21 protein-coding genes and 1 pseudogene are annotated in these 26,225 nt (G+C 68.4%); 6 read left to right on the plus strand and 16 right to left on the minus strand.

Annotated elements, in window-relative coordinates:
• Positions 1 to 112: 112 nt before the first annotated feature.
• The 4 genes from NGB36_RS09655 to NGB36_RS09670 form a co-directional block, all read right to left on the minus strand.
• The gene (locus NGB36_RS09655) at positions 113 to 415 is read right to left on the minus strand and encodes a hypothetical protein (RefSeq protein ID WP_255919755.1); all 303 of its coding nucleotides are present in this window, start codon (positions 413 to 415) and stop codon (positions 113 to 115) included.
• Between the two features lie 14 nt (positions 416 to 429).
• Positions 430 to 2,139: a sodium:solute symporter family protein gene (locus NGB36_RS09660; RefSeq protein WP_255919756.1), complete on the minus strand. Its 1,710-nt coding sequence runs from the start codon at positions 2,137 to 2,139 to the stop codon at positions 430 to 432.
• Between the two features lie 164 nt (positions 2,140 to 2,303).
• Positions 2,304 to 3,911: a GMC family oxidoreductase gene (locus tag NGB36_RS09665; RefSeq protein ID WP_255919757.1), complete on the minus strand. Its 1,608-nt coding sequence runs from the start codon at positions 3,909 to 3,911 to the stop codon at positions 2,304 to 2,306.
• Positions 3,912 to 3,955: 44 nt separating this feature from the next.
• Positions 3,956 to 5,482, minus strand: coding sequence for an aldehyde dehydrogenase family protein (locus NGB36_RS09670; RefSeq protein WP_255919758.1), 1,527 nt, complete (start codon positions 5,480 to 5,482; stop codon positions 3,956 to 3,958).
• A gap of 98 nt (positions 5,483 to 5,580) precedes the next feature.
• On the opposite strand from NGB36_RS09670, the gene NGB36_RS09675 reads away from it, so the two are divergent.
• A complete protein-coding gene (locus tag NGB36_RS09675) occupies positions 5,581 to 6,786 on the plus strand; it encodes an ROK family transcriptional regulator (protein ID WP_255919759.1) in 1,206 nt (401 codons plus the stop codon).
• Between the two features lie 89 nt (positions 6,787 to 6,875).
• On the opposite strand, the gene NGB36_RS09680 is transcribed toward NGB36_RS09675, so the two are convergent.
• The 6 genes from NGB36_RS09680 to NGB36_RS09705 form a co-directional block, all read right to left on the minus strand.
• Positions 6,876 to 7,340, minus strand: coding sequence for an ATP-binding protein (locus NGB36_RS09680; protein WP_255919760.1), 465 nt, complete (start codon positions 7,338 to 7,340; stop codon positions 6,876 to 6,878).
• Between the two features lie 355 nt (positions 7,341 to 7,695).
• Positions 7,696 to 8,520, minus strand: coding sequence for a sugar phosphate isomerase/epimerase family protein (locus tag NGB36_RS09685; protein WP_255919761.1), 825 nt, complete (start codon positions 8,518 to 8,520; stop codon positions 7,696 to 7,698).
• The gene (locus NGB36_RS09690; RefSeq protein WP_255919762.1) at positions 8,517 to 9,680 is read right to left on the minus strand and encodes a dihydrodipicolinate synthase family protein; all 1,164 of its coding nucleotides are present in this window, start codon (positions 9,678 to 9,680) and stop codon (positions 8,517 to 8,519) included. Before NGB36_RS09690 ends, NGB36_RS09685 begins: the two co-directional genes overlap by 4 nt.
• A gap of 32 nt (positions 9,681 to 9,712) precedes the next feature.
• Positions 9,713 to 10,495, minus strand: coding sequence for an enoyl-CoA hydratase/isomerase family protein (locus tag NGB36_RS09695; protein WP_255919763.1), 783 nt, complete (start codon positions 10,493 to 10,495; stop codon positions 9,713 to 9,715).
• An 18-nt stretch (positions 10,496 to 10,513) separates the two neighbouring features.
• Positions 10,514 to 12,088: a CoA-transferase gene (locus NGB36_RS09700; protein ID WP_255919764.1), complete on the minus strand. Its 1,575-nt coding sequence runs from the start codon at positions 12,086 to 12,088 to the stop codon at positions 10,514 to 10,516.
• A complete protein-coding gene (locus tag NGB36_RS09705; RefSeq protein WP_255919765.1) occupies positions 12,085 to 12,846 on the minus strand; it encodes an SDR family oxidoreductase in 762 nt (253 codons plus the stop codon). The genes NGB36_RS09700 and NGB36_RS09705 overlap by 4 nt, the downstream gene beginning before the upstream one ends.
• 377 nt (positions 12,847 to 13,223) lie before the next feature.
• Between NGB36_RS09705 and NGB36_RS09710 the strand changes: the two genes are divergently transcribed.
• The gene (locus tag NGB36_RS09710) at positions 13,224 to 14,483 is read left to right on the plus strand and encodes an MFS transporter (RefSeq protein ID WP_255919766.1); all 1,260 of its coding nucleotides are present in this window, start codon (positions 13,224 to 13,226) and stop codon (positions 14,481 to 14,483) included.
• Between the two features lie 91 nt (positions 14,484 to 14,574).
• Complete coding sequence (locus NGB36_RS09715; protein ID WP_255919767.1) at positions 14,575 to 15,567, plus strand: LacI family DNA-binding transcriptional regulator; 993 nt, start codon at positions 14,575 to 14,577, stop codon at positions 15,565 to 15,567.
• A 159-nt stretch (positions 15,568 to 15,726) separates the two neighbouring features.
• On the opposite strand, the pseudogene NGB36_RS09720 reads toward NGB36_RS09715, so the two are convergent.
• Positions 15,727 to 16,260: pseudogene (locus NGB36_RS09720) on the minus strand (HAD hydrolase family protein); the annotation flags it as partial.
• Between the two features lie 43 nt (positions 16,261 to 16,303).
• Entirely contained in the window at positions 16,304 to 17,446 is a 1,143-nt protein-coding gene (locus NGB36_RS09725; RefSeq protein WP_255919768.1) for an ROK family transcriptional regulator, read from the minus strand.
• 91 nt (positions 17,447 to 17,537) lie between these two features.
• Here NGB36_RS09725 and NGB36_RS09730 point away from each other — a divergent pair, with 91 nt between their 5' ends.
• Positions 17,538 to 18,830, plus strand: a complete 1,293-nt coding sequence (locus NGB36_RS09730) for a DUF1479 domain-containing protein (RefSeq protein WP_255919769.1) — start codon at positions 17,538 to 17,540, stop codon at positions 18,828 to 18,830.
• Between the two features lie 495 nt (positions 18,831 to 19,325).
• Here the strand turns inward: NGB36_RS09730 and NGB36_RS09740 are convergent, their stop codons facing one another.
• Positions 19,326 to 19,718: a hypothetical protein gene (locus NGB36_RS09740; protein ID WP_255919770.1), complete on the minus strand. Its 393-nt coding sequence runs from the start codon at positions 19,716 to 19,718 to the stop codon at positions 19,326 to 19,328.
• A 615-nt stretch (positions 19,719 to 20,333) separates the two neighbouring features.
• On the opposite strand from NGB36_RS09740, the gene NGB36_RS09745 reads away from it, so the two are divergent.
• Positions 20,334 to 23,201, plus strand: coding sequence for a SpoIIE family protein phosphatase (locus NGB36_RS09745; protein WP_255919771.1), 2,868 nt, complete (start codon positions 20,334 to 20,336; stop codon positions 23,199 to 23,201).
• A 235-nt stretch (positions 23,202 to 23,436) separates the two neighbouring features.
• On the opposite strand, the gene NGB36_RS09750 is transcribed toward NGB36_RS09745, so the two are convergent.
• The 3 genes from NGB36_RS09750 to NGB36_RS09760 all read right to left on the minus strand — a co-directional run bounded on the left by NGB36_RS09750 (position 23,437) and on the right by NGB36_RS09760 (position 25,598).
• Positions 23,437 to 24,639: an MFS transporter gene (locus NGB36_RS09750; RefSeq protein ID WP_255919772.1), complete on the minus strand. Its 1,203-nt coding sequence runs from the start codon at positions 24,637 to 24,639 to the stop codon at positions 23,437 to 23,439.
• A 243-nt stretch (positions 24,640 to 24,882) separates the two neighbouring features.
• Positions 24,883 to 25,056, minus strand: coding sequence for a hypothetical protein (locus NGB36_RS09755; protein WP_255919773.1), 174 nt, complete (start codon positions 25,054 to 25,056; stop codon positions 24,883 to 24,885).
• 197 nt (positions 25,057 to 25,253) lie between these two features.
• Positions 25,254 to 25,598, minus strand: a complete 345-nt coding sequence (locus NGB36_RS09760; RefSeq protein WP_255919774.1) for an SDR family oxidoreductase — start codon at positions 25,596 to 25,598, stop codon at positions 25,254 to 25,256.
• On the opposite strand from NGB36_RS09760, the gene NGB36_RS09765 reads away from it, so the two are divergent.
• On the plus strand, positions 25,597 to 26,178 hold the full coding sequence (locus NGB36_RS09765; protein WP_255919775.1) for a TetR/AcrR family transcriptional regulator: 582 nt from the start codon (positions 25,597 to 25,599) through the stop codon (positions 26,176 to 26,178). The two genes, NGB36_RS09760 and NGB36_RS09765, sit on opposite strands and share 2 nt — an antisense overlap.
• Positions 26,179 to 26,225: the final 47 nt, after the last annotated feature.

A 26,225-nucleotide genomic window follows, 5' to 3' on the forward strand; every position in this document is an offset into this window, starting at 1 on the left:
GCGATTGGCCTCCTCGGCGTTCACCGGAGGGGATCCGAAGGCGGAGCGGCGGCTGGGTGATCGGCCCTCCGCCCGGCGGGGGAGCCGCCGGGCGGAGCTGTGACCGCAAGACTCAGGCTGTTTGCGCAAGCGCATCAAGGAGCTCGTCAGGCGCGGATTCGGTCGGCAGCCGCACCGGCCGCAGCAGCGCCCAGCCCGTGAAGATGGCCGTAACGGCGAGCATGGCGATCCCGCACCACAGGTTGACGTTCCAGCCGGCGGCCTTGTGCAGCTCTGTCTTGGATGTGCCAGCTGCACCCATGGTGGTGAGCACGACTCCGTAGATCCCGAACAGCGCCGCGATGATGCTGCGCAGGTCGAGGAGCAGGTTTATGCCTTTTCCATTCGAGGGCTGCTGGTGGGTGTTCTCGTGCATCGGTTCTGCCTTTCTCACCAGAAGGCGATGTTGAGGGCGGTGGCCAGGAGCAGGACGCCCGCGCCGAGTACCGCGGGCTTGCGGTACCAGCCGGCATCGTCGCCCGTCGCAGTGTGCGTGCGTTGGCTGCGCGGAGTCAGCGACCAGACAAGGCCGGTCAGTTCGGCGTCAGGCTTGGGCTTGGTGAGCAGCGAGACGGCGATGCTCAGCAGGACATCGACTACGAAGGCCGCGATGGCTCCGAGGAAGCTGGCACCTTGGCCGGAGACGTGCAGCACACCGGTGCGGTTGAGCATGTCGACGCTGACCGCCGCGATGGTGCCGGCGATCAGGCCGATCCCGCCGGCTGCCGGGGTCATGCGCTTCCAGAACATGCCCAGGATGAAGGTGGCGAACAGCGGCGCGTTGAAGAACCCGAACAGCGTCTGGAGGTAGTCCATGATGTTGCCGAAGTTCCCGGCGATGAACGCGGTGCCGATGGCCACCAGGCATCCGATGACGGTCAGGATGCGGCCGGCCCGCAGGTAGTAGCCGTCCGGCTTGCCCTTCTTCACATACGTCTGCCAGATGTCGTAGGTGACGACGGTGTTGAAGGAGCTGACGTTGGCGGCCATGCCGGCCATGAACGCGGCGAGCAGGCCGGCGATGGCGATCCCGAGCATGCCGTTGGGCAGCAGGTCGCGCATGAGTAGTTCGAGGGAGTTGTTGAACGACACGCCGCCCAGGCTCTGCACGCCGGGATTGGCGGCGTTGGCGGCCTTGAGTTCGGCCAGTTGTGGGGAGAGTACGGCTGCGAGCATTCCGGGGATCATGATCACCAGGATGACCAGCGTCTTGGGGTAGGCGCCGATCAGCGGGGTGCGGCGGGCGGCGGACATGCTCTTGGCCGACAGGGCGCGCTGCACCTCGGTGAAGTTGGTCGTCCAGTATCCGAAGGAGAGCACGAAGCCGAGGCCGAAGACGATGCCCAGTACCGAGAGCGTGGAGTTGCCGATGCCGGTGAGGTTGGTGCCTGGCCAGGAGTGTGTCTGCAGCGCGCCATGGGCGCCCGCGTGGTTGATTTTGGCGACCAGACCGCTCCAGCCGCCGACCTTGTGCAGTCCGACGAGGGTCAGCGGGATCAGCAAGGCGAGGACCACGAAGAACTGCATGACCTCGTTGTAGATCGCCGCGGACAGCCCGCCGAGGAGGGTGTAGACGAGCACGATCGCGCCGGCGGCGAGGATCGAGACCCATGTCGGCCAGCCCAGCAGCAGATTCACCACAGTCGACAGGGCGTACAGGTTCACGCCTGCGATGAGCACCTGGGCGAGTCCGAAGCTGATGGAGTTGACCAGGTGGGCGAAGCGGCCGAAGCGCCGTAGCAGGAACTCCGGGACGCTGCGGACTTTGGAGCCGTAGTAGAAGGGCATCATCACCAGGCCCAGGAACACCATGGCCGGGATGGCGCCGATCCAGTAGTAGTGGACCTCCGGTACGCCGTACTGGGCTCCGTCGGCGGTCATGCCGAGGATTTCGACGGCGGCCAGGTTGGCCGAGATGAACGCAAGTCCTGTCACCCACGCCGGCATGGAGCGGCCGGAGAGGAAGAAGTCCATGCTGGAGGCGACCTTCCGGCGGGCGAGGAATCCGATGCCCAGCACGAAGGTGAAGTACACGGCGATCAGCACGTAGTCGATCGGCTGGGCATTCAGCCGGAGGTTGGTGTCAGCGAGCGCATACACCGGTGGCACCTCCCGGCTGACGGAGGATGGTCGACTCCACTGCAGCCGGCGCCGCCTGTGTGGGCGGTGGTCCGGCTGGGGCCCATGGCGGCTGGGCCTGCGCGGCCTTGATCATGGTTCTGTCCCTACTTTCTGGGGTGAGGTCCACGTGACCATGTGGGGGCTCAGGTGTTTCCGAGGATGAGGTCGGATGCCTTTTCGGCGATCATGACCGTGGGTGCTTGTGTGTTGGAGCTGACGATCCTGGGCATGACGGATGCGTCGACCACGCGGAGCCCGTCCAGGCCGTGGACTGTCAGGTCCGGGGAGACGACGGAGGAGTCGGCGTCCCCCATCGCGCAGGTGCCGACGTGGTGGTACGAGGTGCGTCCGTGGCCGCGGACGAAGCGGATGTGGTCGTCTTTGGACTTCAGTGCCTGTCCCCCGGCCAGGTGTTCGGCCTTGACGTGCCGTGCCATGGAGGGTTGCGCCATGATTTCGCGGCTCTGCCGGACGCCTTCCATGCTCATTTCGAGGTCGTAGTCGTCGGCGAGGTAGTTGGGGTCGATCAGCGGTGGCTGTGCGGGGTCGGCGGAGGCGATTCGGACGGTGCCGCGGCTGCGGGGGCGCACGAAGTAGGAGTTGAGGGTGCAGCCGTAACCGGGTCGTACGCCCGCGATTCCGGCCTCCACTCCGGCGGCGGGCAGGAAGTGGAACTGCAGATCCGGTGTGGCTTCTTCGCGGTTGCCGTAGGAGAAGGCGCCGCCCTCGACGACCGTCGAGGCCAGCGGTCCCTTGCGGAAGGCGGCATATTCGATGCCGGCGGCCACCGTTGCCGGGCGGGGCCGGGCGAATCGGTCCATGCTCTGGTAGGTGTTGAGCTCGTAGATGATGTCGAGGTCGCAGTGGTCGTGCAGGTTCTTGCCCACACCGGGCAGGGCATGCCGCACGTCGACGCCGGCCTCGCGCAGATCGGCCGGGTCGCCGATGCCCGACAGCTGAAGGATCTTCGGCGAACCGATGGTGCCGGCGGAGACGATGACCTCGCGCCGGGCCCGGTAGCGGTGCCTGCTCTTGCCGGTGGTGGTCTCTATTCCGACCGCCCGCTTTCCGTCCAGGATGACGCGGGCGATCAGGTGGCCCGGCTTCGCGGTGAGGTTGGGCCGTTTCTTGGCTGGGTGGAGGTAGCCGACGGCGGCGCTGCAGCGGCGGCTGCCGCGTGTGGTGTTCTGGTAGAGGCCGACGCCGTACTGTGATTCGCCGTTGAAGTCGCCGTTGTAGGGGAGTCCGAATTCTTGGCCTGCTCGCACGAACGCTTTCGACAGCGGGTGCGGGTTGACGGGGTCGGAGACTCCCAGCGGGCCGCCGTTGCCGTGCCAGGGGGCGGAGAGGCGGTCGTTGTCCTCCGAACGCAGGAAGTACCGGAGGATGTCGTTGAAGCTCCAGCCGGTGCAGCCGTATTTCTTGTCCCACTCGTCGTAGTCCTCGTGGGCTCCGCGGGTGAAGACCTGAGCGTTGATGGATCCGCCTCCGCCGATCACCTTGCCCTGGGCGAGTGGGATGACGCGGTCATTGCAGTGCCTTTGAGGCTGGCTGCGCCATCCCCATTCGTAGGGGCCGGCGGTGAGTTTCGCGAATCCGGCCGGGACGTGGATGAGCGGGTTGCGGTCGCTTCGTCCGGCTTCGAGCAGCAGCACCCGGACGGCGGGATCGGCCGAGAGCCGGTTGGCCAGGACGCAACCGGCGGTGCCACCACCTGCGATGACGTAGTCGTACTCGTCGTCAGTGAACATGAACGGGTGCTCCATCGGGATCGGATCGGTGTCGGGTGGGATCGTTATCGGGCGAAGAAGGGGGGGCGGGACCCGGTGCGCAGCTGGACGGACTTCAGTTCGGTGAACTCGTCGAATCCCGCCTGGCCCAGCTCGCGGCCGTAGCCACTGGCGCCCATGCCGCCTGCGGGCAGTTGCGGCGATCCGTCGATGGTCGTGTTGACCCACACGCGGCCGCTGCGCAGTCGGCGTGCCGCGCGCATGGCCTTGTCGACGTCCTTGGTCCACACCGTGTTCGCCAATCCGTACTCGACCGCGTTGGCCAGGCTCATGGCCTGCTCGAAGTCGTTGAAGCGGGTGACGGTCAGGACCGGGCCGAAGATCTCCTCGCGGAACAGACGGCTGTCGGACCCGACACCGTCGACGATGGTCGGGGGCAGGTAGTCGCCGCCGGGGTGCGCGGCATCGGGCAGAACCGCTCCCCCTGCGACGATCTTCGCACCGTCCAGGACGTCGTCGGCCAGGTAGCCCAGCACCTTGGCAACGTGGGACGGGCTGATCAGCGCCCCCACTTCGGTGGCCTCGTCCAGCGGGTCACCGACCCGGATACGCCCGGCGCGCTCGACCAGCCGGGCCACGAAGGCGTCGGCGATGCTCTCCTCGACCAGCAGGCGCGCACCGGAGACACAGCATTCGCCCTGGTTGAAGTAGATCCCGAACAGCACACCCTCGACGGCGTCGTCGAGGTCGGCATCCGCGAAGACGACGCTGGCTGCCTTGCCGCCGAGTTCGAGGGAGAGCCGGGTGGCGTGGGCCGCGGAGGCGGAGATGACGGCACGTCCTGTGGTGGTGCTGCCGGTGAAGGAGAGCAGGTCGATCGCGCCGCTTTCGGCCAGTGGCTGGCCGACTTGCTTGCCGTAGCCGGTGACGACGTTGACCACCCCGGCCGGGATACCGGCCTGCTCGGCCAGGCGGACGAGTTCAAGTGTGGTGCCCGAGGTCAGCTCGGACGGTTTGATCACCGACGTGCAGCCCGCGCCGAGGGCGAAGGGGAGCTTCTGCGCCACCTGGAGGAGCGGGAAGTTCCACGGTGTGATCATCCCGACGACCCCGGCGGGTTCACGTACCGTCCACGCGGTGAAGTCCTCGCCGAGGTTGGTGTAGACGTCTCCGTGAGCGGCCATCGCCAGCCCGGCCGCGTACTCGATGATGTCGATGCTGGCCGCGACGTCCCCGCGGGCCAGCCGCACCGGCTTGCCCACCTCTTCGGCCTCCAGACGTGCGAAGCGCTCGGCCTCCTCCCGCAGCAGACCGGCCAGGCGCAGCAGTGCCCGGCCGCGCTCCATACCGGTCAGCCGCGGCCACGGCCCGGTGTCAAACGCCCGGCGGGCAGCACCGACCGCGGCGGCGACATCGTCCGGCGCGCCTGCGGCGAACCTGGCGACCACGCGACCGTTGCTGCCGGGGGCGATGCGCTCGATGCCCTCTCCCGGGCCGGGCGCAGGCGTCCACTGCCCGTCCAGGTACTGGCCGTACGCGCGGACCTTCGCATCCTCGGAATTGGTTGGGATGTGGTCGTGAGCTGTGCTCATGGGTATCAAGTCCTGATGCCGGGTCTAGTTAGGAAGGAGTCCTGACCAAAGATTTCGCGTTAACGTAACAGCAGCGACATCCGGCCACAAGGGGTGAGATGGAAATCCGCAAGGGGCTCGGCCTGCAGGCCTTGCCGAGCATGACGCTGCTGCGCGAGCTGACCGACCAGATCGTGCTGGACACCGTGTTCGAGCAGGCCCCCATCACGCGGGCGGAGATCGCGCAGCAGACGGGCATCTCCAAGACCACCGTCTCCGAGGCGGTACGCCGTCTGGAGGGTGCAGGCCTGCTGCTGCCGGCTGGGGAACAACGCGGCAGGCAGGGACGGGTGGGGACCTACTACAAGGTCGCCTCGACGGCCGGCTTCGTCGTAGCCGTCGATCTCAACCCGACCCAGATCCGGCTGTGCGCAGCCGACCTGTTTGGCCAGCCGTTCCTGGAGAGCGCGCACCCGCCTGTACAGCCCCGCGAACCAGCCCGTGTCGCCGAGCAGCTGCGGGAGCTGGTGAGCAAGGCCATCGCCGAGGGCAATCCCGGCCGTGGGCGACCCCTGGCGGTGGCGGTATCGGTGGCCAACCCGGTCGACCCGGCAACCTCGCGGGTCATCCCGTTGGCCGACACCCCCTACCCGGAGGGCCTGATCCAGCCTCAGGAAGCACTCGACGGTCTGATCGACGCGCCGATCCTGGTCGAGAACGACGTCAACCTCGCCGCCATCGCCGAGCGCTGGCACGGCGCGGCACGCACCGCCGACAGCTTCGCCTACGTCTACATCGGCGCCGGCATGGGCATGGGCCTGCTGATCGGCGACCAACTGATCCGCGGAGCACGGGGAGTCGCCGGCGAGATCGGCTACCTCAGCGTCAGTTCCCAGCCCCCGGGACCGCTGCACGGCCGACACGGCTTCGCCCGAGCCATCGCCGCTGCGGGCTTCCACCCTTCCCGCGAGCCGGGCAGCGACCAGGTCGCCGTCGACGTCGCCCGCCAGGTCTTCGACCGCGCCGCGAAGGGCAACGCCGAGGCCAAGGCCGTGGTGGAAGAGGAGGGTCGCACCATCGGCGAAGCCATCGCCGCGGTCTGCGCAGTCGTCGACCCCGAACTTGTCCTGCTCGGTGGTCCCATCGGGCTGCATCCGGCTCTTCTGGAGCCGGTTCGCGCCACGGTCCAGGATCTTGCGCCCCTGCCGCCTGCCATCGAAGTCGGCACGCTCGGCGACGCGGCTGTTCTCCATGGCGCCCTCGCCCTCGCCCTGCGGCGGGCTCGTGCCGACCTGTGGGCCGGGGTCAGTCGACAGCCGTCGTGACCACCCGTGTAGCCAGGTCAACATCACCTCGGTGACAGTCCCGGGAGCCGTGCCGGGCTGGCGCGGGACGGGGGCACGAGCCGAGGGCGTCAGCGGGGCTCGATGGGGATCTCGCACCACACACACTTGCCGTCACTGCTGGGATCGACGCCCCACGACTCGGCGAGAGCCTCGATGAGCATCAGCCCACGCCCCGAGGTGGCCTCCTCGTCCGCCTCGCGCTTGCGCGGTGTCCTAGTCGAAGAGTCGTAGACCTCCAGACGCACTACATCCACCAGTGGCAAGGCCGCCAGCACGGCAGACCCGCCGGAGTGCTGGAGCGTGTTGGTGATGAGCTCGGAAGCGAGCAGCGCCGCGGTGTCGCGCACCGAATCCAGCGCCCAGCCGCGCAGCCACTCACACAGCGTTGCTCGAGCGCCACTCAGGGCAGCAGGGTCGTCGCGGCGCACGCGGACCTGCAGGCGCCGGTAGCGCATCCCGTTGTCTTCGTAGGTCGACGTGGGGGGGTTTTCTCGCTCTCGAATCTCTGCCCGCTTCGCTGTCGTGGAGGTCATCGTCCGACCCTCCTTTAGTAAGGGAGGAGTCCTGACTAAATAATCCATTCGGACGCTCGCCCCGGCAAGAGGGAAGAGGAAGATAAACCATGATTTTTTGCACGAATGCGGGCCGACGACTGGACACCACCGACCAGCGCCATTTCATGAGCTGCATGGTGTGGGTGGCACCGGCCCTGCGCTAGGAAGCTGCAGGACCGGTGCCTGCCCTGGTGCCGGGCGCGACTCCTAGCGGCCCAGGGCGGTCTTGGACGTGATCAGCGAGAAGTCACAGGGAATGGGCCGCAGCCCCTCCCCGTCCACAGCAGGGAGAAGGCAGACACGGGAGTGCTGCAGCAAACGTCAGGGCCGGCGGTCATACCACGTGGGCGAGGTACCTTCGGCATGCCTGGGCGAGGACCTCGTGGCCGGGCAGCTCCCACAGGTAGGCGTTGAAGATCTCCACTTCGGTAAGTCCGCGGTAGCCGCTGCGTTCCACCGCCTGCCGCAGGGTGCGCAGGTCGATGCAGCCGGTGCCCATCATGCCGCGGCCGGTCAGCACGCCGGCGGGCAGCGGGGTTATCCAGTCGCAGACCTGGAATCCGGCGGTTCGCTGTCCAAGCAGTGCGAGTTCGTCGAAGAGGCCGGGGTCCCACCAGACGTGGTAGGCGTCAACAAGCACCCCGACCTGGTCGGCCGGGAACTGCTCGGCCAGCAGCCGGGCCTGGCGCAGCGAGGAGATCACGCTGCGGTCGGAGCAGTACATGGGGTGCATCGGCTCGATGGCGAGCACGACGCCGTGTTCGCCCGCGAACGGGGCGAGCTCGGCGATGGCGTCGGCGACCATGCGACGCGCCCCTGCCAGGTCCCGGCTGCCCGGCGGCAGTCCCCCGCAGACCAGGACGAGGGTTCGGGCGCCGAGCCGGGCTGCTTCTTCGACGGCTCGGCGGTTGTCGTCGATACGGTCCCGGCGGGCGGCAGCGTCCGCGGCGGTGAAGAATCCGCCCCGGCACAGGCTGGTCACCACCACACCCACCGCGCGCACGAGGCGGGCGATGCGGTCGATTCCGGTCTCCTGGACCGGCTCGCGCCACAGCCCGACGCCACCGAGTCCGCTGCGGGCGGCGGCGTCGATGAGTTCGGGAAGCGGCCAGTGTCTGGCAGTTTCGGAGTTGAAGGAAAAACGGCTCAAGTCGCTCAAGACTGCACTCCGTTGATCTGGAGGAATATGTGCATGCGGGCGGCGGCCAGGTCGGGGTCGCGCAGTACTCCAGCGCGGTCGGCCAGCCGAAACAGCTCGCCCAGGTGGATCAGCGAGCGTGCGCTGTGCCCTCCGCCGACCATGGTGAAGTGGTCCTGGTGACCGTTCAGCCAAGCGAGGAAGACAACGCCGGTCTTGTAGTGGAAGGTGGGCGCGGCGAACAAGTGCCGCCCTAGGGGGACGGTCGGCTCCATCGCGGCCTGGAAGGCGTCGTGGTCTCCGGCGTCGAGCCCCTGCAGTGCCTGAGAGGCCGCCGGGGCGATGGCGGCGAAGACACCGAGCAGGGCATCGCTATGGCCTTGGCCGTCGCCGCGGATGAGATCGCAGTAGTGGAAGTCGTCGCCGGTGTACAGGCGGACACCGTGCGGGAGCCGACTACGCAGCGCGCGCTCACGGTCGGCCTCCAGGAGCGAGAGTTTGATGCCGTCGACACGGGTCGCATGTGTGCGAAGGAGTGCGAGTACGGTCTCGGTCGCGGAATCGAGGTCGTCGGAGCCCCAGTAGCCCTTGAGTTGGGGGTCGAACATCTCGCCGAGCCAGTGCAGCACCACGGGCCCTGAGGCCTGGCTGAGGACCGTGTCGTAGACGGCGAGGTAGTCCTCGGGCGTGCGCGCTGCCGCGGCGAGTGCGCGGCTGGCCATGATCACCGGTGTTGCGCCGGCGTCCTCGGCAACGGACAGCTGCTCGAGGTAGGCGACCGTCACCTGGTCAAGCGTCGGGGCCGGCGCGGTCAGCTGGTCGGTGGCGACACCGGCGACGATCCTGCCGCCGACCGAGCGGGCCTCGGCCGCGGAGCGCCGGATCAACTCCGCAGCGGTGGGCCAGTCCAGGCCCATTCCACGCTGGGCGGTGTCCATGGCCTCAGCGACGCCGAAGCCCCATCGCCACAGCTCGTGCCGGAAGGCGAGGGTGCGCTCCCAATCCAGGACAGCAGGCGACCCAGGGGTGTTCTCCGCGTACGGATCGGCGACCACATGCGCCGCCGCGTAGGCAATGCGGCTGTGGAAGCCGGACGCTGGCGGGGCGAACTCCCCCGGGACGCCGAGGGTGTACGGCTCGGTCCCACCGCCGGGAACCGGAAGGGGGAGGGTATGGGGCACAAGCAGCTCCTGGAGATCAGAATCAATGGGGATCACTCGGACGTGGTGGTGACGGCGAAGGCGGGGGTGCGCTTCTCACGGAAGGCGCGGGTACCTTCCACCGCGTCGGGACTGCCGAGCGTCTCGTCGGACAGCTCGGTCAGCGCGTCTCGGACGGCGGCCATCCCGTCGGTACGCAGTCGGGCAGTGGTGAAGCGCTTGGTGCGGCGGATCGCGTCCCGGCTGCCCTCGGCGATGGTGGCTGCCAGGGCGTGCGCGGCATCGCCGACCAGGTCGTCGTCGACGACCTGATGCACCAACCCACACCGCAGCGCCGTGTGGGAATCGAGTTCCTGAGCGGTCAGGGCCAGCAGACCGGCCGGCTTGTGCGCCAGAGTGTAGGGAGCGGCGGCCGCGAACACGGTCGGCCAGACCCCGATCCGGGCCTCCGGTAGCCGGAAGGCCGCCTTCGTGCCCGCGATGGCGAGGTCACTGACGAGCACGATCTCCGTACCGCCGCCGACGGCCCGGCCGCGAACCGCACTGATCACCGGCACCTCGCAGTTCACAATGGCCTCCATCGCCGGCAGCACGAAGCCGAGGAAGTACTCCCGAGCCTCCTGCGGGGTGGCCAGCCGGAAGAACTCGCCGATGTCATTGCCAGCACAAAACGCCCGCGGCGAACCGTGCAGCACAACCGCCCGAACCTGTCGGTCGGCACCCGCCTCCTGCAACAGAGCGGCCAAGGATCTCCACCCGGCGGCGTCCATCGCATGCAGCTTCTCCGGCCGGCCGAACGTGATACGGGCGACCGGCCCCTGTCTGCGCAGGTCCATTTCTTCTCCTGGGGTGGTTCAGCGGGCGCCGGCGGTGACCGCGGTGAACAGGGGCGGGTCCATCAGCCGGGGGGCGCGGACGATCGGGGTGAAGCCCATGTGCGGAAGCACGTCGCGTTCCACCGAGACGCCGGGTGCGATCTCGGTGAGTTCGACACCTGCAGTGGTGAGGCGGAAGACGGCGCGTTCGGTGACGTAGAGGACGTCCTGGCCGCGGGCGAGTGCCTGGGGTCCGGAGAAGGTCACCTCGTCGACGGCTTGTACGAACTTGCCCACGCTGCCTTCGCGTTCGATGCGCAGTGCGCCGTCGGCTACCTGCAGGCGGGTGCCCTTGGCGGTGAACTGGCCGCAGAAGACCACTCGTCGAGCCGACTGCGAGATGTCGATGAATCCCCCGGGGCCGATGATGCCGCCGCCGATGCGGCTGACGTTCACCGACCCGGTGGCGTCCACCTCGGCCATGCCCAGGTACGTCGCGTCCAGCAGGCCGCCGCCGAACAGGTCGAACTGGGTGGTCGAGGGCAGTGTGATCTCCGGCCCGGCGCAGACTCCGAACATGTCCCCGGACAGCGGGACTCCGCCGGTGTGTCCTTGCTCGATGCAGATCGTGACCTCGCCCAGCCGGCCCTGCTCGGCCAGGACGTCGGCGACCTCGCTGGAGATGCCGAAACCCAGGTTCATCACATCTCCGCGGCGCACCTGGGCCGCGGCGCGGCGGGCGATCAGTCGTCGCACGGGCGACGCGGGAGGAGCGGGCTCGAAGGGCGGCGCAGGGGCGTCGCCGCACAGCGCCGGGTCGTGTGCGCCGAGGTACGTCTGCTGCTGTCCGGGCACGACCGTCACTGCGTCGAGCAGGAAGCGCGGCAGGTGCACGTCCCTGGGGTTGAGCGGGGTGTCGAGCTTCCGCTGGACCTGGGCGAGGACGATTCCGCCGGATGCCTTGGCGGCCTGGGCGACGGCGAACGCGTCGAGCTGAGCCGCCTCACCAGCCAAGGTGATGTTGCCGTTCGGGTCGATCGCCGTGCCCCGCACAATGCCCACATCCACCCGCAGCGGCCGGTAGCGCAGGAACTCCTGGCCGTCGAACTCGACGAGTTCGACCAGAGTGTCCTTGGCGCGGGAATTCGCCCGCCCGCCGGTCTGCCGGGGGTCGACGAAGGTACCGAGACCAGTGGCGGTGATCAACCCCGGGCGCCGGGCCCCGATTTCGCGCAGCAGCAGGCTGATCACGCCTCCGGGCAGGACATAGGCCTCGATCGCCTCGTCTGCCGCCAGCCGGGCCATCTGCGGGGACCAGGTCCAGTGCCCGCCGATGACCCGGCGCACCATCCCGGCATGGGCGAAGGCACAGGTGCCGCGCCGGTCCCGGTCGCCTACCCCGAGAGCATGGACCAGCGTCAGATCGTGCGGGGTGGCCTCGGCGAGGAAACGCTCCTCCAGCGCGGCGAAGACCGCGTCCGGCTCGAGGACGCCGCCGCCGGTGCCGGTGATGGCGATCGTCGCGCCGTCGGGTACGAGCCGGGCGAGCTCATCCGGTTCGCAGATACGAGGGGCCACGGTGGTCGTCTCCAGGGTTTGTGACGGTTCGCTCACCACACGCTCATTCCGCCGTCGACGGTCAGCACCGAGCCGGTCGCGAATGACGACTCGTCGGAGGCGAGGAACACCACTGCGGCGGCGATCTCCTCAGGTCGGCCGAGCCGCCCCAGCGGCTGTCGCGCGGCCAGGTCGGCCCGGTAGGCCTGCTCGTCGGGCAGATGCCGGGAGATCTTCGCGAAGTACGGGGTATCCGTCGTGCCGGGCGCCACGCAGTTGACGCGTATCCCCTCGGATGCGTGGTCCACAGCCATCGCCTTGGACAAGCCCACGACCGCGGCCTTGGTCGCGCAGTACGCGGCACGCTCGGCCATGCCGATCTGCCCGGCGACCGAGGCCATATTGACCACACTGCCGGCACCGGCCTTGCGCATCAGCGGGATCGCGGTGCGGCAGCCGAGGAAGACGCTGCTGACGTTGGTGGAAACGATCGCCTGCCAGTCTTCCCACGAGGTGTCGGTCACGGTCGCCCGGATCCCGTATCCAGCGTTGTTGACCAGCACATCAAGGCGCCCCCAGCGCTCCATGACCCGACCGCTCACCTCCTGCCACGTGTCCTGAGAGCCGACATCCCCGGCGACCGCGAACGCCTCGCCGCCGGACACGCGCAGCTGGCCGGCACACTGCCCGGCCGCTTCCGCCGCCCGGTCGACGACGGCGACGCGCGCCCCTTCCCGGACGAACGCTTCCACGACGGCGCGCCCGATCCCTGAAGCCCCGCCGGTCACCACGGCAGTCTTCCCGCCGAGTCTCATGCCGCCTCCGATCTGCTGATTGCGGTTTCAGTTAATGCCCCAGTGGAGCATGCCCGAGCCGCCTTCCGCAAGACGTTCGACCACTCAGAATCGGCATAAATAGCTGCATATGCGGGCATAAAATTCACCGCGACCCCTAGGGCTCCCCAGGGTCTGCAGCTGGTTAAAAATCTCGACGGTGGAGATACCGGTTTCAGAATCGTTGACGTACCGTCCTCGGCAAGCATCGCGTCAGTGGTCGTGCAGGCACCACGCCGACGACGTGGACTGGGGCCGGAGACGGCCTTCCCCAATCTGATTCCGATCTGGAGACCCGCATGCAGACATCCGCACCAGGCGTCGCCGCGGACCATGCACGACAGATACAGCCACGTGGGTTGCGCCGTGTAGTCGCCGCTGCCTTCATCGGCAGCGCGCTGGAGTGGTATGACTTCTCGATCTACGGCACCGCGTCGGCGCTGGTGTTCAGTGACCTGTTCTTCCCAAAGGTGGACGCCAAGCTGGGACTGCTCGCGGCGGTGGGGACGTACGCGATCGGCTTTTGCGCCCGCCCGATCGGAGCTGTGTTCTTCGGTCATCTCGGTGACCGCTACGGACGGAAAGGGGTACTGCTGGCCACGATCGTCTTGATGGGAGCAGCGACCTTCGCCATCGGCGTGCTGCCCACCTATCGGCAGATCGGCTTCTGGGCGCCGGTGCTCCTCCTGGTGCTCCGGATCCTGCAGGGTTTCGGGGGCGGCGCCGAACAGGCCGGCGCCTCGCTGGTGTGCGCCGAGTTCGCACCCGCGAAGCGCCGGGGTCTGATCGCCTCGCTGGCCTTCGCGGGCATCATCCTGGGCACCCTGCTTGCCGCCCTGGTCTTCTCATGGGTCGCCAACCTTCCCCAGGGCACGCTCTACGCATGGGGCTGGTGCGTCCCCTTCCTGCTCAGCGCTGTGGTGATCGCCATCGGCATCTACATCCGCGTGGGGCTGCGCGAGAGCCCGGCATTCGAACACGTCAAGGAGGCCGATGACGTCGCCTCCAATCCCATCGGCGACGCCGTCCGGTCCGAGGGACGTCGCATCCTCAGCGTGCTCGGGCTGCGGATCGGCGAGAACGGCACGTCCTACCTGGTGAGCGTGCTCGCGCTTAGCTACGTCGCACACACCCTCCGCATGGGCGGGCCGGTCGGCGCGCAGGCGCTGGTGGTCTCCTCCGCGGTGGGCCTGGTGCTGCTCCCCTTCTGGGGGTGGCTGTCCGACCTGGTCGGACGTCGGCCGGTGTTCCGGTACACCGCGCTGTTTCTCGCGCTGTTCGCCTTCCCGTTCGTCTGGCTGCTGGACACCCGCGTGCCTTGGCTGGTCTACTCCGCCTTCACCCTCGCCATGACCGTCGGCGTGTGGGGCATGTACAGCGTGGAGGCGGCGTACTTCCCGGAACTGTTCCGTGCACGGCACCGCTACTCCGCCCTGGCCATCTCCAAGGAGATCGGCGCGGTGCTCGGCGGCGGCCTGGCGCCCGTACTGGGCGCGGCCCTGCTGCTGTGGGCCGGAGGCTGGGCCCTGGCCGCGTACATCGTCGTACTCGGAGGGATCTCGTTCGCCTCGACCTTCACCGTCCCGGAGACGAAGGGACGCGATCTCACGGCCGGTTAAGGTGAACCCGTGTGCGGCCGATCGTCAGCCGCACACGGGATTGCGCGAGGGCCGGGACAGCGCTCTCACCGGGGAAAGGAGCCCGAGGAAAGTGGCGAGGACCAGGGGGACGGTGACGATCCGCGCCGTGGCCGAGGCTGCGCAGGTCTCCCCCGCGACCGTCTCCCGATTCCTGGCGGGCAAGACGGTACGGCCCGAGCTCGCCGAGCGCGTCCGCGCCGTGGTCGAAGAGCTCGGATTCCGGCCCAACGTCATCGCGCAGGATCTCGCGCAGGGCAGGACCCGCACCATCGGGGTCGCCGTACCGGACCTCGAGAACCCCTATTTCACCGGGATCCTCAAAGGCATCGGGCACGAAGCCCAGAGCGCCGGATACCACCTGCTCGTCGGCGACAGCGGAATCGCACCCGAACTGGACGTATGGCGCGCGGTGCGCCAGCGCTGCGACGGCATCATTATCTGCTCTCCCTACGCCCCCGACGAGGTCCTCGCCGAGGCCGTCGCCCGGCTGACCCCTGCCGTCCTGGTCAACCGCTGCGCCCCCGCCGTGCCCGCTCCCCAGGTCGCGGTCGACTCGCATAGCGCCATGCTCGAACTCACCGGGCACCTGATGAACCTCGGCCATCGCAGGCTCGCCTACCTGGCCGGACCCGAGCAGGCATGGTCGGACCAGGAACGCCGCCGTGCGCTGGACGCGGCACGTCACTTCGGTGCCGAGGTCACCGTGGTGTCCGCCGGGGCCACCGCGGAGGACGTCGTGCGAGCCGTGGACGAGGCCCTGGCCGCCCGTCCCACAGCTCTGCTCGCCTTCAATGATCTGGTCGCCTTCGCTGCCCTCGCACGCCTGCGCGAGCTGGGGATCAAGGTCCCCGAAGACGTATCCGTTACGGGATTCGATGACATCCCTTACGCGCGGCTCGCCGTCCCCGCGCTGACCTCCGTGCGCAGCCCGCAACCCGAGCTCGGCACGCTGGCCTGGCAGGTTCTCAGTTCGCTGCTCGCCGGTGAGACACCAGTGGGTTTTCAGACCATCAGTGCGGAAGTACAGCACCGCGAAACCGTCGCTCCGTCTCCAGAACGTTAGCGAACGCGGCCGCCTGCATCTTGCGCGGTGTACCGGACTGCGGCATACGGAAGATGCCACCTCGACCGCAGCCGAGAGAAGCGATGGTGCCCGGGGCGCCGACCCGGCGCGGCCGTCACCAACCACAGCACAATGATGGCCGAGAGGCCACGATTGCGTTCACCCGCTGACGGCGTTGCCCGAACTGCCCAGGCATGGGAGGAGCTTGCTGATGGTGCGGATGACTCCAAGGTCGTGAGTGGACGCGGCTCGGTAACGGGCTCGGCGCAGTACCTCCGGGTGGGCGTTGGCCACCGCGAAGGACCATGCGGCGGCGTCCAGCATCTCCAGATCATTGAGGTAGTCCCCGAAGGCCATGGTCTGCCCCGGTGTGATGCCCAGGTCGCGTTGGAGTCGGTGGACTGCGGCGCCCTTGTTCGCGGTGGTGTTCATGATGTCGATCCAGTGCATGCCGGGAACGACGACCTGGTGCGTGGCGGCGAACTCCTTGAGCGCGGGGGCGGTGCTGTGCTCGGCGGAGCCGAAGTCGAACAGCGCGATCTTGAAGATCTCGTCGTTGACCGCGGTGAGGTCTTCAACGGTGGTGAGCTTGGCGTAGTACGTGGCGGCCTCGGCGATGAACGCCGGATCGGTCCGCTCGACGTAGGCGGAACGCTTCCCGCACACGACCGTGCCGATGTCCGCACGATGCGCGGCTGAGGGCAGCAGAGGCCGGTAGAGGGACAGGTCCTTTGCGTCAGCGGGCGTGGCCTGAGCGCGCAGTGGTGATGATGGCGGAGCGCAGTTCGTCCGCGGCCCGAGCGCGGGCGCCGGCGAGTTCGGGCGCCTGGACCAGCGCTGTGGCGATCGGCACGTGGCGCGGGCTCCGCGCGAACTGCTCGCGGATCGTCTCGATCATGGCGGGGTCGGCGCCCCATGTGCCTCCGATCACTACGAGTTGGGGGTCGGCGAGGGCGACGGCGGCTGCCAGGACGCCGCACACCGCGCGGGCCAGGATGGTGCGGGTGCGGGCCGCGGCCTCGTCGGCTCCGCTTGTCACCGCGCGCAGCGCTTCGACGTCGATGGCGGTGGACTCCTGTCGGCGCAGTCCCAGTGTGGCGAACACCTCGGTCAGTGGCATCGCGGTGCCGTCCGGGCCCGCGGTGTGCAGGTGGGCGATCTCGCCGGCCAGACCGCGATGCCCCCGCCGGACCCTGCCATCGTTGACCACCGCGCAGCCCAGGCCCTCGCCCAGGTGCACGTACACGAAGTCGTCGATGCCGACAGCGCACCCGCTACCGCGTTCAGCACGGGCGGCCCAGTTGACGTCGTTGTCCACGAGCACCTGTCCGGCGATGAGGGGCTCAAGAATCGCGACCGGGTGCAGGTCGCCTACCAGGAACGGCGCATCTGGCAGCTGCACGAGCCTGCCCGTCCCGCGGTCGACCGGGTCGGCCGCGCTGATCACGGCGATCCGAAGCCCGCCCGGGATATGTGCGCGCAGGGTTCCGGCCGCGCGGGCGAGCGCCTGCGCCACCTCCTCCTGGCTGGCGGACCTGCCCAACACGGTCTCTTCGCGGGCGACGAGCTCCCCGAAGGCGTTCACCGCCTCGGCCACCAGGCCGCGGGGGCTGATGCTCGCCACCAGCGCGGCCCCGGTGTCCGGGGCAAGAGAGTAGTAGAAGCCGACCCGGCCCCGGCCAGTGGTCCGCTCCCCGGTGTCCGCCAGCACTCCGGCTTCTGCGAGGCGCCGCACGCTGTCGTAGATCGTCGGCTTGGAAATACCGGTCCGGGCCGCGATGTCCGCCCGGGTCAGCCGACCGTGCTCCATGAGCGCACGCAGCACGTGCTCGTCGGTGATCGAGCGCAGCAGGTCGAGGGAGGGCTTCTCCACTGGCATGCCACCAGTTTAGTCAGGAGTCTTGCCTAAAGACTGAGGCACTGGTTACGGTTACGAATAAATCAGGAGTCCTGACCAAAGCGGGTGTCTCATGTCCACCACAACCGACCAGCAAGCTCTCCCCTCTCTGCCGCAGTGGCAGAGCGTCCCAGAGGACCTGCCTGTGGCGATCCGCCGGATCAAGGCGGCGCTGCGCGCCCGGATCGAGGCATCCGGCCGCAGTGTCGAAGAGGTCTTCGCCGTGGTGGAGAAGCAGATCGCGGCCCGCATCGCCGAGATCAACGCGGACAACAAGCGCGGCGAGGAGGTCTGGCCGGTCATCGATTACGCGGACATCGAGGCCGGCACGGTGGCCGCCGAGCAGCTCGACAAGCTCAAGCGGCGCGGCTGCCTGGTCGTGCGCGGCCACTTCGAGCGCGAGCAGGCTCTCGGGTGGGACGCGGACATCGTCGACTACGTCGAGCGGAACAAGTTCTTCGAAAGCTATACCGGTCCCGGTGATGACTTCTTCGGCAGTGTCGGCTCCAAGCCGGAGATCTACCCCATCTACTGGTCCCATGCCCAAATGGAGGCCCGACAAAGCGACCGGATGGCGCGGGTCCAGTCGTTCCTCAACTCGCTGTGGAAGCACCAGTCCGAGGGGGTTCAGTGGTTCGACCCGGAGCGCGATGCTATGTACCCGGACCGCATTCGACGCCGCCCGCCCGGCACCAACTCCGGTGGCCTGGGCACGCACTGCGACCCCGGCACGCTCGATTTGTGGATGACCCGAGAGAACCAGCAAGCCTTCCGCCACCTCTTCGACGGAAGCATCGAGCACTACGACCCGTGGGACGCCGCCTACCGGACCACCGGCCCGCAGTACCCCGGCTCCACCATGTGCTCGGCCTTCCGCACCTTCCAAGGCTGGACCGCCCTGTCCGACATGGACCACGACCAGGGCGTCCTGCACACGGTGCCCATCCCTGAGGCCATGGCCTACCTGATGCTCCGCCCGCTGCTGCCCGACGTCCCCGAAGACGACATGTGCGGCGTCACCACCAACCAGGTCTTCCCGGCCAGCACGAAGTGGCACCCGCTGCTCCTGGAAGCCCTCACCGGCATCCCCGACGTCAAGGCCGGCGACTCGGTCTGGTGGCACTGCGACATGATCCACAGCGTCGCACCGGTCACCGCCCAGAAGGGCTGGGGCAACGTCATGTACATCCCAGCCGCTCCCTGGTGCCGCCGCAACGAGCAGTACGCGGCCAACGTCCGCGAAGCCTTCGTCACCGGCTCCAGCCCCAGCGACTTCCCCGAGGAGCACTACGAACGCGCCTGGGCAGACCGCTTCGGCCTCGACGAACTCAACGACACCGGCCGCCGCGGTATGGGCCTGGATTGATCCGGCTGGGCCTGCGTCGGCGACCGGATGCGGCCGCCGACGCAGGTGCACCTTCTGGCTTCCCCCTGCTCGGGCATGGAGCGGGCTATGTGACGGCCCACAGAGACCGGACCAGACGGCCCCTGGTGCGGGTGGCCGGCGCGCGGTGGACTGAGGATCCCAGCGAGTGGAGGGCTGCGGCGCGATGGCTGACGTGGTGGCCGCGGTGGACAGCTCGGAGCCGAGTAGGCGGGCCGCGGCGTGGGCGGCGGACGCGAGGCCGCGCGGCGCCGCGTGCCGCTGCGCCTGGCGCACGCCTCGCTGTGGGAGCGGTACGAGCCAGCCGCGACGGCCAGGCCTCGGTCCGCTCGCGACCACCGACGTTGACCAGCGTGTAAGGGCGCCGAGGTACATCAGCGAGGCAGCGACCCGTCGACGCTCTGCGGCAGCACCGGCTCGACGACCAGCAGCCGGCCCTCGGGCGGGATCACGCCCGCACGTAGCCGAAGATCGTGGTCACCGGTTGCCGTCCCAGGCGTGGACGACGCTCTTGAGCAGATACACGCCCGACCCGGCTGGCACCGCGTCGAAGAAGTCTCCGGTGACGACCACGAGCGCTCCGCGCTCAACGATCAGCGCTCCGCGGCGTCGGGCTGGCAACAGGGCTCCGCGGCTGGACGAGTGGTGGTGCATCAAACCGGCTGTAAGGGCACGGACGCCTACGTCCGTGCACGTGCGGTGGGTACGGACGGCGACGATACCGCCGGAGCTGAAGTCGGAACGCTGCCAGGGACGCGTATGCGAGGCACAGACCGCAGCGAGGTCCGCGGCAGCGCGCGCCTTATTGGCCTTGACCTGGGCCCACTTGGCCTTCCTCCCGCGCAGCGATGCGGCTGTCGGCGCGGTCACGGTCGCGTACCGCCGGCGAACTGGCCGGGAGCGGGCAGCACGAAACTCGGACGGATCATCTGCCGCTCGGCGACCTTGCACAGCCACACCACGTCGAGCTTGTCGGTCTCTTGGGCCGACCCGGCAGGTGCTCGACGTCCCGAGCGCTGACCAGCCAGGTCTCGAGTCCGGCTGCCTCCGGCACGTAGAAGGCCGGCGGGCCCGAGTTACCAGTTTCAGTCAGGGGTTCACGTCGCCCTGGACAAGGCACCATACCCGGGGGTCGTCCGCCGCCGCTGTCGTCCGCAGCGCGCCTACCGGCCTTTCCGCGCGATCCGCAGATTCACCCTGGGACCCAGGTGCACGGGAGGTGCTGACGGGGAAGTTGTGCCGCATCGTCGCGTGAGCCTGACCGGCAACGCACTGGAGTTGTACCACCCCCTCCGTTTCTCGCCGTTCATGACCTGATCGCCTTCGCGGTCCCGCGGGAATGGAGAGTCCAGGTGCTCCGCGATAGCTCGGTCACCGGATCCGTCGTGGACCTCGCGCCCCAAGGGCACTACATATATATACTCTATGTTAAATATTTAAGCATTCATAAAGCTAAATACACCTAATACTATGATTATTGGTTCGATGGCGTTGGCCCTTGAAGACGCCGCCCCGGCCGAGGGAAGTGATCACATGGAGGACGGCTGGCTCACCGCCAGCAGCCGTGAACGCGTCTTGGCGGGCAAGCCTGTCGAAGGAGGCCCGCGCGGCGCGATCCTGTCCTCGTGGCGGCGGTGCCAGGACCTGGGGCTCTCCCCAGATCGCTTGGATGTCCCCTACGAGGAGGATCTCGAACTGGACAGTGCCCTGGTATGCGCGGCCGACCCGGTGCTCGACCGGCTGGGAGCCAGAATCGCCGGGACCTGGGCAAGCGTGGCCCTCGCCGACGCACAGGGCCGGGTGCTCCGGCGCCTGGTCGGTGAACGCCCGCTGACCGGATATCTCGAGGCACTCCAAACTGCCGCCGGCTTCAGTCTCGCCGAACGATTCGTCGGCACCAATGCCATCGGAATGGCCCTGGTGGAAAGGCGCCCCTGTCACGTCTTCGGCCACGAGCATTTCGTGGGAAACCTGCACGCAGAGGCATGCGTGTCTGTGCCCATCACAGACCCTCTTAGCGGACGCATCGTCGGCGTCCTCGACTATTCTTGTTCGCACACCAAGATGAACCCGGCGATGGCCTCACTGGTGCATAAAGCGGCCCGCGCTGTCGAAGGGCGTCTGCTGGAGCAGAGCTCGCAGCGCGAGCAGGCATTGCTCCAGGCATACCTGCATGCCAGACAGCACCCCGGGATACCTGGGATCCCCGTGAGGGTGGATCCGGACGATTTCCGTGTGCCGCCAGGCAGCGCTGTGGACTCCAGGGACCAAGACCTCCTGCAGGAGATGGCCGCGAGAATGATCGCCGCAGGCCGCAAGGCTGTCATCGAAGTGCCCCTTTCCCACGGTCGGCAGGGCACACTCGTGGCTCAGCCGGTGTCGGATCCGTTCGAGGGCGTCGTCGTCGAGATGTTCCTTCCTGACGGCCCCCCGCAGGCCCACGACTCTGTCGCTGCTTCCCCGGCGCAGGGCGCCGTGATCCTCCCTTGGAGGCATGCCCTTCCCGAGCAGGGCCAAGCTCCCGAGGCCGCTTCGAGCCGGGCCGGAGCTACGACAGGCGAGACGGCCTGTCCGCCGGGAGGCGTCGAAGAGATCTTGCATGCGGATACGACCAGAGCACTGATTCACCGCTTTCCACTGATGGTCGGCGAGTCGAGCGTGGGGAAGTTCGCCGTCGAGGCACGGAACCGCCTGCAGTTGCTGTGGGAAGCCAGCCTCCGCATCGGCACCACGTTGGACGTCCCCCGAACCGCCGGAGAACTCGCCGAGACCGCGGTCCCCGCCTTCGCCGACTTTGTCACCGTCGACCTGCACGACCCCGTGTTCCGCGGCGAGGAGCCTGTCGCCGCCAGCGCACCGATGCGCCGCACCGCGGTGCGCGGCATCCAAGAGGGATGTCCCTTCTACGCAGAGCATGAGCTGGTCAGCTTCGCCCCCACCACACCACAGGCCAGGTGCCTTGTCAGTGGATGGCCAGCGCTGGAGCCGGACTTGAAGGCCGCAGGCGGCTGGTCGGCCCAAGACCCCGCCCGCGCCGAGCTGATCCTCCAGCAAGGAGTCCACTCCCTCATCGCGGTTCCCGTGACTGCCCGTGGAGTCGTGCTGGGCGTGGCCAGCTTCTACCGCTCCGCAACACCGACACCCTTCGAGGACGACGACCTGCTCCTCGCCCAAGAGCTCGTCACCCGCGCTGCTGTCTGCATCGACAATGCTCGCCGCTACACGCGAGAGCGCACCACCGCGGTGACGCTCCAACGCAGCCTGCTGCCACAGGGGCTGACGGAGCAGGCGGCGCTTGAGATCGCCTCTCGATACCTGCCCGCAAGCGCCCAAGCCGACGTGGGTGGCGACTGGTTCGATGTCATCCCGCTCTCCGGTGCCCGCGTCGCCCTCATCGTCGGTGACGTGGTCGGTCATGGGCTCCAGGCGTCCGTCACCATGGGCCGACTGCGCACCGCGGTCCGCACCTTGGCCGACATCGACCTCCCACCCGACGAACTGCTCACCCACCTGGACGACATCGTCATCCGACTGTCGACCGAAGCCACCATCGGGGCTGACACCGAAACCACGGGAGCCATCGGCGCGACCTGCCTCTACGCCGTCTACGACCCGGTCTCCCGTCGATGCACTCTCGCCCGCGCAGGCCACCCCCTACCCGCCGTGGTCACCCCGGACCGCGGCGCGGAAATCCTCGACCTCCCCGCCGGCCCCCCTCTCGGCCTGGGCGGCCTCCCCTTCGAAACCGCTGAGGTCGCACTGCCCGAGGACAGCCTGCTGGCCCTCTACACCGACGGTTTGATCGGTAGCCGCGAGCGCACCATCGATGAGAGTCTCGACGTCCTGTGCCACACACTCGCTCAACCGGCTCCATCCCTGGATGCCATCTGTGACACCACACTCAACGCGCTACTCCCTGCCCGCGCAAACGACGACATCGCATTGCTTCTCGTCCGTACCCACGCCCTGGGGGCGGACCAGGTTGCCACGTGGGATGTCCCATCCGACCCTGCGGTCGTCGGTCGGATGCGGGAGTGCGCCTCCGACCAGTTGGCTGCATGGGGACTGGAGGAGGCTGCGTTCACCACCGAACTGGTGGTCAGCGAGCTGGTCACGAACGCCATCCGCTACGGTCAGCCTCCGATCCAGCTGCGGTTGATCCACAACCGCAGCCTTATCTGCGAGGTTTCCGACGGCAGCAGCACGGCCCCGCACCTGCGTCGAGCCCGTGTCTTCGATGAGGGCGGACGCGGCCTGCTCCTGGTCGCCCAGTTCACCCAGCGGTGGGGCACTCGGCACACCCGGCACGGCAAGACCATCTGGGCCGAACAGGACCTCCCCATCGCGAATTGAGCACAGCTGGCGGCACCCGACACGGTCGGCCAGCGCGGTCGTCGCCGCCGGGACCGGGACCGGGACCGCCAGCAGTGTGGGATCACTGTCGCCCGATTCGGAGCGAGCGCCGAATCGATCATCGATCAGGGCCTCGGCGTCGCTGGTGGTGAGCGGGGTGTGGGCGTTCACGGTGACCCCCAAGCCAGGTGGTGGACAGGTGAGGGAAGAGAGGCTGCCAGGGGCGGAGGGCGGCTCAGCGGCTGTTGAGCTCGCTGTGCACCAGGCCGGGGGCAGCATTCACGGCGGTGCGCTGGTCGCGGCGTTCCAGGGCTGCGGACCACAAGGCGAGCCCGAGGGCGGAGGCGGCCAGGAGTGCGCCGACCCAGTTCGGGGAGGTGTAGCCGAAGCCGACGGCGATGACGAGGCCGCCGAGCCACGCGGACAGAGCGTTGCCGAGGTTGAAGGCGCCGATGTTGACGGCGGAGGCCAGGGTGGGGGCACCGTGGGCCTGGTCGAGAACGCGCTTCTGCAGCGGCGGCACGGTGGCGAAGCCGAGCGCGCCGACCAGCAGGACGGTGATCGCCGCGAGCATCTCACTGTGTGCGGTGAGGGTGAACACGCCCAGCACCACGGCCAGTCCGCCGAGCGTGGTGTAGAGCATCGGCATCAGCGTACGGTCGGCGAACCTGCCGCCGACGAGGTTGCCGATGACCATGCCGACGCCGAACAGGACCAGCAGCCAGGTCACCGCGCTGTCAGAGAAGCCCGCGACGTGGGTCATCATCGGGGCGATGTAGGTGATCGCGGCGAAGACGCCGCCGAAGCCGAGCACGGTCATCGCCATGGCGAGCAGAACCTGCGGGTTGCGCAGGGCGGCGAGCTCGTGCCGCAGGTGGAGGCCTTCGGGGCGGGGAAGGGCGGGGACGAGCTTGGCTATGCCGAGCAGGCCGACCACGCCGAGGCCGGCGACGAGGGCGAAGGTGGTGCGCCAGCCGGCGGCCTGGCCGATGTAGGTGCCGAGCGGGACGCCCACGACGTTAGCGACGGTCAGGCCTGTGAACATGGTGGCGATGGCGCCGGCCTTCTTCTCCGGGGCGACCAGCTCGGCGGCGACGACCGACCCGATGCCGAAGAAGGCGCCGTGCGCGAGCGAGGTGACGATGCGTCCGACCAGCATCAGCCCGAAGCTGGGGGCGAGCGCGGACAGCAGGTTGCCGAGGACGAATAGGCCCATCAGCAGCATCAGCATCCGCTTGCGGGGGATCTTCGTGCCGAGTGCGGTCATCAGCGGCGCGCCAAACAGGACGCCGAGGGCGTAGCCGGTGACCAGCAGTCCGGCGGTGGGGATGGTGACGTGGAAGTCCGCAGCAACCTGGGGCAGCAGCCCCATGACGACAAATTCCGTGGTTCCGATGCCGAAGGCACCGATGGCGAGTGCGAGAAGCGCGAGAGGCATGGGCTCAACCCTTCCGTGTTGCTTGAGCGAGCGCCTAACGAGCTTCGACAATAATTGCAAGCGCCACATACTTGCAAGCGCGGGCTAGATGAGCTCTTGAAGTCCGAAGGAAGAGCATCCCGGGCAGGACTCGCCACAGCGGGTTCCCGGCGCCCGGGGCCACGTCTCGCGGCCGGAGGGGAGGCCGTGCAGCGGACCGGACTTGGGGAACGCTCCTCGTAGTAAGTCCCTGTCGGACGAGAGCTACAGGCGGAAGATCGCGCGGCAGCTGAACAAGGCGAGTCCCTTCACTCCCTGCGGCGCCAGCTCCACTACGCCCGCGAAGGCGCCGTGCGGCGCTGCCAGCCCGAGCAGCAGAACGGGCAGGCGTGGTGCCTGACCTGCGCCGCGCACTGAGGAAAGAACCGCAGGCGGCATGCCTCCTCGGTCACGGTGACCGCCAGCGGCATTCGCCCTACCTGACTGTCCACCGCCGAAGCACGGCATCCCGAGGGGGTGTCACGAATGGATTCGTGACACCCCCCTCTTGGCCCAGCCGCTATGCATGACGGGCATTGTGATCTCCGTAGCGGCATGCGGGCGACGACAGGCTGCCGCGCGAGGGCCCGGAATGGTCAGGGCAGGAGCGAGGTGATGGTGCCACCCTCGACCTTGAGGGCAGCACCGGTGGTGGCGGAGGCCAGGTCGGAGCTGGTGTAGAGGATGAGGTTGGCGACCTCTGCGGGCTCGATCAGCCGCTTGAGCAGCGAGGTGGGCTTCACCCGGGACATGAACTCGCGCTGGGCGGCGTCGAAGGACTCGGCCTGGGGGAACATGGCGGTGATGTACTCCTCAATGCCCTCGGTGTGGGTGGGGCCGGGCAGGACGGAGTTGACGGTGACGCCGGTGCCGGCGGCGGCCGTGGCCAGGCCCTTGGCAACCGAGAGCAGGGCGGTCTTGGTCATGCCGTAGTGGACCATGTCCAGCGGGGTGTCGATGGCGGTCTCGCTGGACTTGGAGGTCGCCGGGGACTTGTTCTACGCGCGCGGCGTCCGCGCGGTGGGCATGGACCTGGTGATCGGCACGGCTGGGGTGGCCAACGCCACGCTCTACCGCCACTTCGCGACCAAAGACGAGCTGGTCACCGCCTACCTCGTCGACCGCAACGAACACTGGTGGGAGCGCCTGCGCGAGGCCACTGCCGCCGCGCCCGACGCCCGCGCCAGGATCCGGATGCTGTTCGACTTCACCACCCAGGAGATGGCCACCCCGGGCTTCCGGGGCTGCGCGACCCTGAACATCACCAGCGAGTTCCCCGACACGGACCATCCCGCCCACGTCGCCGCCGTCGCCCACAAGGCCGACGTACATGCGTGGATGTGCGACCAACTACGCGAAGCCGGCGCCACGGAAGCAGAGGACACCGCCAGCAAGCTCGTGATCATCCTCGACGGTGCGCAAGTCCTGGCGACCGCCTTGGGAAGCGCCGACCCGGCCCAGCACATGACTGAGTTGGCCGAGCAAGTCCTCGCCGCGACACTCCCCGCGCCCGTCGGCTGACGCGACCCCGAGCCACGCTGGCCGCGAGAGCCACGCAACACTCCCCG

Source organism: Streptomyces humicola (assembly GCF_024436035.1).
In the GTDB taxonomy this organism is placed as follows: Bacteria; Actinomycetota; Actinomycetes; order Streptomycetales; family Streptomycetaceae; genus Streptantibioticus_B; species Streptantibioticus_B humicola.

Coding starts and splice junctions, on each gene's coding strand:
- NGB36_RS09765 (WP_255919775.1), top strand. CDS start 25,597: ATGTCCAGCGGGGTGTCGATGGCGGTCTCGCTGGACTTGGAGGTCGCC.
- NGB36_RS09665 (WP_255919757.1), bottom strand. CDS start 3,911: ATGTTCACTGACGACGAGTACGACTACGTCATCGCAGGTGGTGGCACC.
- NGB36_RS09705 (WP_255919765.1), bottom strand. CDS start 12,846: ATGAGACTCGGCGGGAAGACTGCCGTGGTGACCGGCGGGGCTTCAGGG.
- NGB36_RS09655 (WP_255919755.1), bottom strand. CDS start 415: ATGCACGAGAACACCCACCAGCAGCCCTCGAATGGAAAAGGCATAAAC.
- NGB36_RS09760 (WP_255919774.1), bottom strand. CDS start 25,598: ATGGTCCACTACGGCATGACCAAGACCGCCCTGCTCTCGGTTGCCAAG.
- NGB36_RS09675 (WP_255919759.1), top strand. CDS start 5,581: ATGGAAATCCGCAAGGGGCTCGGCCTGCAGGCCTTGCCGAGCATGACG.
- NGB36_RS09670 (WP_255919758.1), bottom strand. CDS start 5,482: ATGAGCACAGCTCACGACCACATCCCAACCAATTCCGAGGATGCGAAG.
- NGB36_RS09730 (WP_255919769.1), top strand. CDS start 17,538: ATGTCCACCACAACCGACCAGCAAGCTCTCCCCTCTCTGCCGCAGTGG.
- NGB36_RS09680 (WP_255919760.1), bottom strand. CDS start 7,340: ATGACCTCCACGACAGCGAAGCGGGCAGAGATTCGAGAGCGAGAAAAC.
- NGB36_RS09695 (WP_255919763.1), bottom strand. CDS start 10,495: ATGGACCTGCGCAGACAGGGGCCGGTCGCCCGTATCACGTTCGGCCGG.
- NGB36_RS09755 (WP_255919773.1), bottom strand. CDS start 25,056: ATGCCGCCTGCGGTTCTTTCCTCAGTGCGCGGCGCAGGTCAGGCACCA.
- NGB36_RS09745 (WP_255919771.1), top strand. CDS start 20,334: ATGGCGTTGGCCCTTGAAGACGCCGCCCCGGCCGAGGGAAGTGATCAC.
- NGB36_RS09725 (WP_255919768.1), bottom strand. CDS start 17,446: ATGCCAGTGGAGAAGCCCTCCCTCGACCTGCTGCGCTCGATCACCGAC.
- NGB36_RS09750 (WP_255919772.1), bottom strand. CDS start 24,639: ATGCCTCTCGCGCTTCTCGCACTCGCCATCGGTGCCTTCGGCATCGGA.